The sequence below is a fragment of the Ramlibacter sp. genome, from assembly GCF_013697775.1.
Classification (GTDB): Bacteria; Pseudomonadota; Gammaproteobacteria; order Burkholderiales; family Burkholderiaceae_C; genus Ramlibacter.
Window position 1 is genome coordinate 1 of record NZ_JACCWG010000165.1, and the last position, 9674, is coordinate 9674.

At 69.5% G+C, this 9674-nt stretch carries 9 protein-coding genes and 3 pseudogenes; 3 read left to right on the top strand and 9 right to left on the bottom strand.

All coding sequences use genetic code 11. The features are described from left to right. Positions 1-210, bottom strand: a pseudogene (locus H0U68_RS08315) (MarR family transcriptional regulator); the annotation flags it as partial. 85 nt (positions 211-295) lie between these two features. Here H0U68_RS08315 and H0U68_RS08320 point away from each other — a divergent pair. The 3 genes from H0U68_RS08320 to H0U68_RS08330 are packed head-to-tail and all read left to right on the top strand — an operon-like array spanning position 296 to position 4342. Next, complete coding sequence (locus tag H0U68_RS08320) at positions 296-1258, top strand: Bug family tripartite tricarboxylate transporter substrate binding protein (protein WP_296354512.1); 963 nt, start codon at positions 296-298, stop codon at positions 1256-1258. A 14-nt stretch (positions 1259-1272) separates the two neighbouring features. Then, the gene (locus H0U68_RS08325; protein WP_296354514.1) at positions 1273-2604 is read left to right on the top strand and encodes a sulfatase-like hydrolase/transferase; all 1332 of its coding nucleotides are present in this window, start codon (positions 1273-1275) and stop codon (positions 2602-2604) included. A gap of 31 nt (positions 2605-2635) precedes the next feature. Then, entirely contained in the window at positions 2636-4342 is a 1707-nt protein-coding gene (locus tag H0U68_RS08330) for a SulP family inorganic anion transporter (protein WP_296354516.1), read from the top strand. Here H0U68_RS08330 and H0U68_RS08335 read toward each other — a convergent pair. The 8 genes and pseudogenes from H0U68_RS08335 to H0U68_RS08370 form a co-directional block, all read right to left on the bottom strand. Beyond that, positions 4339-4533 (bottom strand): annotated as a pseudogene (locus tag H0U68_RS08335) (transposase); the annotation flags it as partial. The gene H0U68_RS08330 and the pseudogene H0U68_RS08335 sit on opposite strands and share 4 nt — an antisense overlap. A 288-nt stretch (positions 4534-4821) precedes the next feature. Continuing rightward, positions 4822-5649 carry a DUF429 domain-containing protein gene (locus H0U68_RS08340; RefSeq protein ID WP_296354518.1) on the bottom strand — a complete coding sequence of 276 codons (828 nt, stop codon included), beginning with the start codon at positions 5647-5649 and terminating at the stop codon, positions 4822-4824. Beyond that, a complete protein-coding gene (locus tag H0U68_RS08345; RefSeq protein WP_296354520.1) occupies positions 5646-6062 on the bottom strand; it encodes an acyl-CoA thioesterase in 417 nt (138 codons plus the stop codon). The genes H0U68_RS08340 and H0U68_RS08345 overlap by 4 nt, the downstream gene beginning before the upstream one ends. Positions 6063-6078: 16 nt before the next feature. Further along, positions 6079-6501: a BLUF domain-containing protein gene (locus tag H0U68_RS08350; RefSeq protein WP_296354522.1), complete on the bottom strand. Its 423-nt coding sequence runs from the start codon at positions 6499-6501 to the stop codon at positions 6079-6081. Positions 6502-6519: 18 nt separating this feature from the next. Beyond that, entirely contained in the window at positions 6520-7239 is a 720-nt protein-coding gene (gene folE / locus H0U68_RS08355; RefSeq protein WP_296354524.1) for a GTP cyclohydrolase I, read from the bottom strand. Positions 7240-7284: 45 nt separating this feature from the next. Continuing rightward, positions 7285-9009 (bottom strand): ATP-dependent DNA ligase, encoded by a 1725-nt coding sequence (locus H0U68_RS08360; protein ID WP_296354527.1) that lies wholly within the window; start codon positions 9007-9009, stop codon positions 7285-7287. Positions 9010-9026: 17 nt separating this feature from the next. Then, positions 9027-9506 (bottom strand): DUF2269 domain-containing protein, encoded by a 480-nt coding sequence (locus H0U68_RS08365; protein ID WP_296354528.1) that lies wholly within the window; start codon positions 9504-9506, stop codon positions 9027-9029. Then, positions 9503-9674: pseudogene (locus H0U68_RS08370) on the bottom strand (DNA ligase-associated DEXH box helicase); the annotation flags it as partial. The pseudogene H0U68_RS08370 and the gene H0U68_RS08365, both read right to left, overlap by 4 nt.

The window sequence follows — 9674 nt, forward strand, 5'->3', positions numbered from 1 at the left end:
ATCGAGCTGCGCGCGCTCGGCCAGCTGCGACGACAGCAGCCCCTCTTCCTGCGCCAGCAACGCCAGCACGCGCCACTCGCGCCAGGTGATGCCGAACCGCCCTTCGCACAGGCGCACCACCATGCCGCCGGCGACGGCGCGCAGGCGGCTGATGCGGTAGAGCAGCAGGTCGTCCAGCGCGGCGGGCTCGGCCAGGCGGCAGGCGGGCATGGGGGTTTGTGCGGGGGATGATTGATTTGAACAATCGATTGTCCGCGCAATACAGTGGGCACGGACCCCAACGCGAAGGACCGCCATGCTGCGCCGAACCACCCTCCTTGCCGCTCTCCTTGCCGCCGGCCTGCTGGCCAGCCTCACCGCCGTGCACGCGCAGGACACCACGCTGCGCATCGTGGTCGGTTATGCGCCGGGCGGCTCGACCGACCGCGTCGCGCGCATCGTCGGCGAGAAGCTGCAGGCCCGCCTGGGTATGCCGGTGGTGGTGGAGAACAAGCCGGGCGCGGGCGGCCGACTGGCGGCGCAGCAGCTGCGCGCCGCGCCGGCCGGGCAGAACGTGCTGATGGTGGCGAATCCGGCCGTGATGGTGGTGGCGCCGCTGGTGTTCAAGGACAACGGCTACGACCCCGAGCGCGACTTCGTGCCGGTGTCGCACGTCAACGACTACGAGTTCGCGCTGGCGGTGGCGCAGGCGGTGCCGGTACGCGAGCTCAGCCACCTGCTGGCCTGGCTGCGCGCCAATCCCGGCCAGGCCAACTTCGGCGTGCCGGCCACCGGCAGCCTGCCGCACTTCTTCGCGCTGATGACCGGCGAAAAAGCCGGCGTGCAGGCCCAGGTGGTGGGCTATCGCGGCTCGGGGCCGCTGCTGACCGACCTGCTGGGCGGCCAGGTGCCGGTGGCCTTCGATACGCTGGACACGCTGCTGCCGCAGCACGATGCCGGCAAGCTGCGCATCCTGGCCATCTCCGGCGCGAAGCGCTCGCCCACCGCGCCCGGCGTGCCGACCTTCAAGGAGGCCGGGCTGGACTTGGTGGCGACCGGCTGGAACGCGTTCTTCGCGCCGGCCGCCATGCCGCGCGAGAAAGTCGCGCAGTACGCCGCCGCCATCCAGGACGCCATGCGCGATCCCGACACGCAGCGCAAGTTCACCGACGCCAAGATGACGCCGGTGGTCAGTTCGCAGGCGCAGACCGCGGCCATGCTCAAGGCCTACCGCGCGCAATGGGCGCCGGTGGTGCGCAAGTCGGGCTACCAGCCGTGAGCACGGCGGCGCCCATGCAAGGAGCGCGCGACGCGCGGCCCAACGTCGTCTTCATCGTCGCCGACGACCTGGGCTTCGCCGACCTGGGCTGCTACGGCGGGCGCGACGCGGCGTTCGGCGCGGTGTCGCCGGTGCTGGACGGCCTGGCCGCCAACGGCCTGCGCTTCACGCAGGGCTATGCCAACTCGCCGGTGTGCTCGCCCACGCGCTTCGCGCTGATGACGGCGCGCTACCAGTACCGGCTGCGCGGCGCGGCGGAAGAGCCGATCAACAGCAAGAGCCGCGGCAGCACCACGCTGGGCCTGCCGCCGGAGCATCCCACCCTGCCCTCGCTGCTGCGCGGCGCCGGCTACCGCACGGCCCTGGTCGGCAAGTGGCATCTCGGCTATCCGCCCAGCTTCGGGCCGCTGCGTTCGGGCTACGAGGAATTCTTCGGCCCGATGTCCGGCGGCGTCGACTACTTCACCCACTGCAGCAGCACCGGCCAGCACGACCTGTGGAGCGGCGACGCGCAGCAGCGCGAGGACGGCTACCTGACCGACTTGCTCTCGCGCCGCGCGGTGGACTATATCGACAGTATGGCGGCGCAGCCGGCGCCCTTCTTCCTCAGCCTGCACTACACCGCGCCGCACTGGCCCTGGGAGACGCGCGACGACGCGGCACTGGCGCAGGAGGTCAAGGACAACCTGTTCCACCTGCACGGCGGCAACATCCACACCTACCGCCGCATGGTCCACCATATGGACGAGGGCATCGGCTGGGTGATGGACGCCCTGCGGCGCCACGGCATGGCGGACAACACGCTGGTGGTCTTCACCAGCGACAACGGCGGCGAACGCTTTTCCGACAACTGGCCGCTGGTGGGCGGCAAGATGGACCTCACCGAAGGCGGCATCCGCGTGCCGTGGATCGCGCACTGGCCGGCGGCCATCGCGTCCGGCGGCGTGAGCGGCCAGCATTGCATGACCATGGACTGGTCGGCCACGATGCTGGAGGCCTGCGGCGCCGCGGCCGACCCGGCCTGGCCGCTGGACGGCGTGTCGCTGCTGCCGGTGCTGCGCGATCCGGCGCACACGTTCGCGCGGCCGCTGTTCTGGCGCATGAACCACCGCGGCCAGCGCGCGCTGCGCGACGGCGACTGGAAGTACCTGCGCGTGGACGGCCACGACTACCTGTTCGACATTCCGGCCGACGAGCGCGAGCGCGCCAACCTGGCCGGCCGCGACCCGGCGCGGCTCGCGCAGCTGCGCGATGCCTGGGAGGCGTGGAACCTCACCATGCCGCCGATCCCGCAGGACGCGACCGTGAGCCTGGGCTATTCGGCCAAGGACATGCCGCAGCGCTGATGCCGCGCGCATCGCAAGGCATACTTCCCGCATGCATGAGCTGTACCGCTGGTTGCCCTTCCTGCGCTGGCCGCGTCCCACCCTGAGCCTGCTGCGCGGCGAAGTCCTCGCCAGTTTCACCGTCGCGGTGGTGATGATTCCGCAGTCGGTCGCCTATGCCGGCCTGGCGGGCATGCCGCTGGTGGCCGGCCTCTATGCCGCATTCCTGCCGACCCTGATCTCCGTGCTGTTCAGCGGCTCGACCCGCCTGTCGGTCGGACCTTCCGCGCTCAGCAGCGTGCTGGTCGGCGCTTCCCTGCTGACACTGGCGCAGCCTGGCAGCACCGACTGGGTGGCGCTGGCCGTCTGGCTCGGTTTGCTGTCGGGCCTGATGCAGTTCGCCGTCGGCGCGAGCGGCGCATCGTGGATGCTGAACCTGGTGAGCACGCCGGTGCTGTCGGGATTCACCCAGGCCGCGGCGCTGCTGATCATCGGCTCGCAACTGCCCTCGCTGCTGGGGCTGCACGGCGCCTGGCGCGAATGGCTGCAGGCCGTACCGCCGGTCCACTACGAAACGCTTGGCTACGGCATGGCCAGCCTGGCGCTGCTGGTGCTGGGCAAACGCTATGCGCCACGGGTGCCGATGGTGCTGGTAGTGCTGGCCGCCGCCGGCGCGGTGAGCGCCTGGAGCGACTACGCCGCGCGCGGCAAGGTCGTCGGCGCGCTGCCGGCCGGGTTGCCCTCGCTGTATTGGCCGGCGCTGCCGACCTGGGACGCGCTCGGCTCACTCCTGGTGCCGGCACTGGTGCTCGCGCTGGTGAGCTCGCTGGAGATGGCGGCCAGCGCCAAGATCGAAAGCCAGCACGACGGCAAGCGCTGGGACGCCAGCCAGGACCTGATCGGCCAGGGCATGGGCAAGCTTGCTTCGGCCCTGTGCGGCAGCTTCCCCACCAGCACCTCGTTCTCGCGCTCGGCCATCACGCTGTACTCGGGGGCGAAAACCGGCTGGGCCACCGTGTCGGTGACCTGCGTGGTGCTGCTGGTGCTGCTGTTCTTCACGCCGGCGCTGGCGCCGGTGCCGCAGGCGGCGCTGGCGGCGGTGGTGGTCGCGGCGGTGTCCAGCCTGTTCAAGCCGCGCACCCTGTTCGCGCTGCGCCGCATCGACCGGGTGGAGGCGGTGATCGCGTTCACCACCTTCGGCGTGACGCTGCTGACGGCGCCGCGCATTTACTGGGGCGTGCTCACCGGCGTGGTCATGGGGCTGGCGCACTTCCTCTACAACCGGCTGCACCCGCGCATCATCGAGATCGGCCTGCATCCGGACGGCAGCCTGCGCGACCGCCACCTGTGGCACCTGCCGCCGCTGGCGCCTGCCCTGTATGCGCTGCGCATGGACGACGCGCTGGACTTCGCCTCGGCCACGGCGCTGGAGCGCGCCGTCACCGAGCACATCGCGGTACACCCGCAGGTGCGCCACGTCTGCCTGTTCGCGCAGCCGATCAACCGCATCGACGCCACCGGCGTGGAAACCTTCGCGCAGCTGCGCAAGGCGCTGCAGGCGCGCGACATCGTGCTGCACATCAGCGGCATCAAGCTGCCGGTAGAGCGGGTACTGGAACGCGCCGGCGCGCTCAAGCCGGGGCTGCTGCTGCGCATGTACCGCACCGACGCGGAAACGCTGCAGGCCCTGGGCAGCTGCTGCGCAGCAACCCAGCCCGCAGGCGGTGCGCCTTCAGACGTCGAGCTTAAGAGCGGCTAACAAAACGGCTGCAAGGTTCGCAGGCAGATGACGCAGCAAGCCAGGGACAGCAAGGCAAGATGAACATCGATACGGCGCTCAAAGCGGATGCGCAGCTTGCCCAAGGCGGCCAGCCATGCATGGGTTCGCTCCACCACCCAGCGGTGGCGTCCCAGCCTGTCGTTGCGCTCCACGCCCTCGCGCGCGATGCGGTCCTGAATGCCGTTGAGGGCCATCTCGTCGCTCACGCGCGGGCGGCCTCCTTTGGGCGAGGGCGCCACAACGGGCAGCAAGGGCGCAATCTTCTTGAACAGCGCCGCGCTGATCTCTTGCTCTTGTTCGTCCCATGCGTCGGCAAACGCTCCAACCAGAGTTGCCGATGACACCGTTTTTGTTAGCCGCTCTTAGCGATATTGCTGCTGAGCTTATGGTTTTACCTTTTGTTGCTGCGGCTTTTTAGCTGCATGCGCGCGCGCACGGGCGATGTGCACCATGACGCGTCACGCGCTCACGATCCAGCCTTCCAGCGGGTCGAGGTCCGGCGGCAGGCCGTAGCGCGGCGCACCCTGGCGATGCGCCCACGCGGCCTGCACCAGGCACAACACGGCGTCCAGGCTGTCGCCGCTGGCGTCGTCGGCCAGCGCGTCGCGCTGCGCGTGCGTGAGCTTCACCCGCAGGCCCAGCCGCGTGCCGCCATGCTCCAGGGTGGTGAGCAGGTCCTTGCGCGCGATCAGGCGTTCGGGCGTCTGCCGGGCCTTGTCGTCGCTCTTGTAGCTGCGCGCGCCGAGCAGCTCGCGCGCCAGCAGCCCCGGGTACGCTTCCAGCGCCACGCGCCGCGGATCGCCCGCATGCAGGCCGGGAATGTCGACGCCCGCTTCCAGCAGCAGCGGCACGGCCGCATGCAGCATGTAGGCCACCGGCGGGTTCACCCATTTCATCGACGGGCTGGAGCCGGCCAGCTTGTCGAAGCGGCGGTGCGCGAACTTGCCGCCCACCGGGCGCGCGTCGCAATACGCGGCGAAGGTGTCGCGGATCTGCGCGCGTGTGAGGCCCGCGTAGTGGCGCATGCAATCGCGCCATTGCAGCGGCCAGCCCAGGTTCTCGACCAGTTCGCGCGGCAGGCCGAACGGAAAGTCGAAGCCGCCGATCCAGTCGCCCGGCGCGGCCAGCCAGTCGCCGAACGCCTGCAGGGTCGGCAGCCTCTCCAGCCGCTGGAGCACCACGCGTGCCCCCACCAGCGTGCCGAACGCCAGCACGATGGGCTTGCGCCGCGTCGGCGCGCTGGAGAAATCGCAGCCGACCAGCGGCGGCGATGCCGTGCCCGTCACGCGGGTGCCAGGGCCGCGCGCACCGCATCGGGAATGGCGATGCTGGCCAGCGGCGTGCCGGGCCCGGCCGTGTAGCGGCACCACACGCGCGACTCGCTGCCGCGCGCCAGCACGCGGCCGTCGGCGGCCATCGCGATCTCATGGCTCACGGTGAACGAGCTGCGGCCCCAGCGCGAGACTTCGGACAGCACCACGCATTCGTCGCCCCAGGTGGGCGAGGCGATGAAGGCGCAGGCGGAATCCACCAGCGGCAGGGTGAACTGCTCGGCGCGCATGCGTCCGGCGTCGTAGCCGGCGGCGGCGACGAGGTTCCAGCTGGCCGCGTCCATCCAGCGGTAGTAGGTGGGGTAGTAGATGATGCCCGCGGGATCGCAGTCCCCCCAGGCGAGCGTGCGGCGCAGGCGGCCCTTCATCGCGGCGCGAAGTGGTTCAGACCCGTCCGCAGATGGCGGCCGTGGCCATCAGGTCTTTCAGTAGCGCCAGCGACACCTTGCCCGACACGCCGTACGGATCCAGTTCAGGCTTTTCGGAATACTTCAGCAGGATCGACTGGTTGAGCTTGGAGATATTGACCTGCCCCATGGTCCAGCCGCCGAAGCGCCGCTCGGAGATTTCCTCGTAGTGCAGCAGCGCCACGTCCTTGTGGCGCACGTCCTTCTGGATAAAACCGAACAGCTCGCTCACCTGCATGCGCCCGCCCTCGATGGCCTGCAGGAAGATGCCGCCGCCGTAGCAGAGGATGCCGGTGATGCCGCTGACCGGGTTGTGCTGCCGCGCCTGCGACAGGATGGATTCGATGGCTTGCGGGCTGGTATCGACAGCGCGACTGCAATAGAGAAGACGGACCAGCATGTCGGAATCCTACTCCGCTCAGCGCGGAATCAGGGCGAGAAATTCGCGGCGCAGCGCCGGGTCCTTCAGGAACACGCCGCGCATGACCGAATTGATCATCTTGCTGTCCAGGTCCTTCACCCCGCGCCAGGCCATGCAGTAGTGGGTGGCCTCCATCACGATGGCCAGACCGTCGGGCTGGGTCTTCTCCATGATGAGGTCGGCCAGCTGCACCACGGCTTCCTCCTGGATCTGCGGGCGGCCCATCACCCACTCGGCCAGCCGCGCGTACTTCGACAGGCCGATCACGTTGGTGTGCTCGTTGGGCAGGATGCCGATCCACACCCTGCCGATGACCGGGCAGAAGTGGTGGCTGCAGGCCGAGCGCACCGTGATCGGGCCGACGATCATCAGTTCGTTCAGGTGCTCGGCATTCGGGAACTCGGTGATCGCCGGCGCCTTGACGTAGCGGCCGCGGAACACCTCGTTGAGGTACATCTTGGCCACGCGCCGCGCGGTGTCGCCGGTGTTGTGGTCGCTCACCGTGTCGATGACCATGCTGTCCAGCACGCCCTGCATCTTTTGCGCCACCTCGTCGAGCATCGCCTCCAGCTCGCCCGGCTGGATGAACTCGGCGATGTTGTCGTTGGAGTGGAAGCGCTTGCGCGCGGCCACGATGCGCTCGCGGATCTTCACGGAGACCGGCGTGCCTTCGTCTTCGGGCGTGGGGGGCATGGAAGAAGCGGCTTTCATGAGCATGGAAGATCGTAACACCGGCCCTTTTCCCCACGGGCGGCCGGATTGTCAGGAGTGCAGCATGGCCTCCAGGTCCTGCAGGCTGTTGGCTTCGTGCAGCGGCTTGTCGCCGCGGATGCGCAGCATGCGCGGAAAGCGCACGGCGATGCCGCTCTTGTGGCGCGTGGAGCGGTTGATGCCTTCGAAGCCCAGCTCGAACACCAGGCTCGGCTTCACGCTGCGCACCGGGCCGAACTTCTCCAGCGTGTTCCTGCGGATGATGGCGTCCACCTGCCGGAACTCCTCGTCGGTGAGGCCGGAGTACGCCTTGGCGAATGGCACCAGCTGCAAGGCGCCGGGCTGCGCCGGCTTCTTGTTCGCGATGGCCGCGAGCACCGCGTCGGCCTCGGCTTTGTCTTGCGGCTGTCGGCTCCACACGGCGAAGGTGTAGTCGGTGTAGACGGAGGAACGCCGGCCATGCCCGGCCTGCGCGTAGATCAGCACGCAGTCGATGGTCATGGGGTCGATCTTCCATTTCCACCACAGGCCTTCGGCCTTGGTGCGCCCGGTGCCGTAGCCGGCGTCCTGCCGCTTGAGCATGAAGCCTTCCACGCCGCGCTCGCGCGACTGCGCGCGCTTGCGCGCGAAGGCCGCCCAGGAGTCGGCGGTTTCCACCGGCGACAGCCGAAAGCCGGTGCCTTGCAGCAGCACCTCCAGCCGCGCGCGGCGTTCGCGCTGCGGCAGCCCGCGGATGTCCTCGCTGGCCTGCTCCAGCAGGTCGTAGCAGATGAAGGTCACCGGCGCGTCGGCCAATATCTTCTTCGTGAGGTTCTTGCGGCCGATGCGCTGCTGCAGCAAGGCGAAGGGCGCAGGCCGCCAGGCGATCTCGCCAGTCTCGGCATCGGCCTCCTCCTGCCACACCAGGATTTCGCCATCCAGCACCGTGCCGTCGGGCAGCGGCCCGGCCAGCGCCGCGATTTCCGGAAAGCGCTCGGTCACCAGCTCCTCGCCGCGCGACCACACCCAGACCTGGCCCTCGCGCTTGACCACCTGGCCGCGGATGCCGTCGTACTTCCATTCCACCAGCCAGTCGGTCACCGGCCCGAGCCGCGGCGCGAACACCTCGGGCGGCAAATCGAGCTGGTGCGCGAGAAAGAACGGATACGGCTGGCCAGGGTCGCGCAGCTCGCTGTCGGCCTGCCCCGTGTCGGCGATCAGCGCCTGGTAGCGCTCGGGCGACGGCGGCTGCTTGCCGTCGGTGTAGCCCATCATGCGCTGCGCCACGCGCTTGGCGTCGACCCCGGCGTGGGCCGCCAACGCGCGCTGCACCAGCAGCTTGCTCACGCCGACGCGAAAGCCGCCGCCGACCAGCTTGGTCAGCAGGAAGCGGCCCAGCGTGTCCAGCTCCCGCCAGTAGCCGGCCACGCGTTGCGCGACTTCCTCGTCGGGCATGCCGCGCAGCGGCAGCAGGCGGTCTTCCACCCACTCGGCCAGCCCCACGTCGGACGGCGCATCGCCGCGCGGCAGCACCAGCGCGATGGTTTCGGCCAGGTCGCCGACCTGCTGGTAGCACTCGTCGAAGAGCCAGTATTCGATGTTCGCCATGCGGCAGGCCAGCCCCACCAGCGAAGCCGTTTTCACCACCTGCCGCGGCTTGCCGCCCGCGAGGAAATACACGGCCCAGGCGGCGTCGCGCGGCGGCGCCTCGTCGAAATAGCGCGTGAGCGCTTCCACCTTCTCGTTGGTGGATGTCGTCGCGTCGAGCTCGCTGAAAAGGCGGGAGAAGCGGCGCATGGTTCAGCCCGCGACGGTCAACGGAAGTACCCGCGCGTGAGCATCAGCGCGAACAGGCCCATCACGCCCAGGAACGCCGGCCAGCCGAGCGCGAACCACAGCAGGAAGCGGCGATGGAAGCGCGCGTCGAGCTGCCCCACCGTCGCCGCCTGCGCGGCGGCGTTGCGCAACTGCACCTGCAGCCACACCACCGGCAGCCAGCAGGCGCCGACGAACACATACAGCGCCAGCACCCAGGCCATCCAGCGGTCCGGCCATTGGCCGCCCGTCATGCGCCAGAGCACATAGCCGGTGACGGGCTGCACCGCGGCAGCCGTCGCGGTGAACACCATGTCGGCCAGCACCGTCAGGCGCAGCACGCCGCGGATCAGGCCGATGTCGCCCAGCTCCATGCCTTTGCGATAACCGAACCAGGCGAAGAACGCGATGCCCAGGCCGGTGCCGAACAGCAGGGTGGAGCCGACGATGTGCAGCCACTTGACGAGCAGGTAGGTCATGCGGAGGTTTCCTCCGCCGGTGGCGCCAGGTCCGCCTCGAGCACGTCGTCGCCGTACTCGGTCTCGAACGACTCGGCCTGCCAGCCGTGCTCGCGCAGGTAGCGCACCATCACGGCCGAACTGCCGTGCGTGACGATGACGCGCCGCGCGCCGGTGGCCTCGATGGCC

Excerpts from the sequence above, each read along its gene's own strand:
- H0U68_RS08320 (WP_296354512.1), top strand. The coding sequence starts at position 296 with ATGCTGCGCCGAACCACCCTCCTTGCCGCTCTCCTTGCCGCCGGCCTG.
- H0U68_RS08325 (WP_296354514.1), top strand. The coding sequence starts at position 1,273 with ATGCAAGGAGCGCGCGACGCGCGGCCCAACGTCGTCTTCATCGTCGCC.
- H0U68_RS08330 (WP_296354516.1), top strand. The coding sequence starts at position 2,636 with ATGCATGAGCTGTACCGCTGGTTGCCCTTCCTGCGCTGGCCGCGTCCC.
- H0U68_RS08345 (WP_296354520.1), bottom strand. The coding sequence starts at position 6,062 with ATGAAGGGCCGCCTGCGCCGCACGCTCGCCTGGGGGGACTGCGATCCC.
- H0U68_RS08350 (WP_296354522.1), bottom strand. The coding sequence starts at position 6,501 with ATGCTGGTCCGTCTTCTCTATTGCAGTCGCGCTGTCGATACCAGCCCG.
- folE (WP_296354524.1), bottom strand. The coding sequence starts at position 7,239 with ATGCTCATGAAAGCCGCTTCTTCCATGCCCCCCACGCCCGAAGACGAA.
- H0U68_RS08360 (WP_296354527.1), bottom strand. The coding sequence starts at position 9,009 with ATGCGCCGCTTCTCCCGCCTTTTCAGCGAGCTCGACGCGACGACATCC.
- H0U68_RS08365 (WP_296354528.1), bottom strand. The coding sequence starts at position 9,506 with ATGACCTACCTGCTCGTCAAGTGGCTGCACATCGTCGGCTCCACCCTG.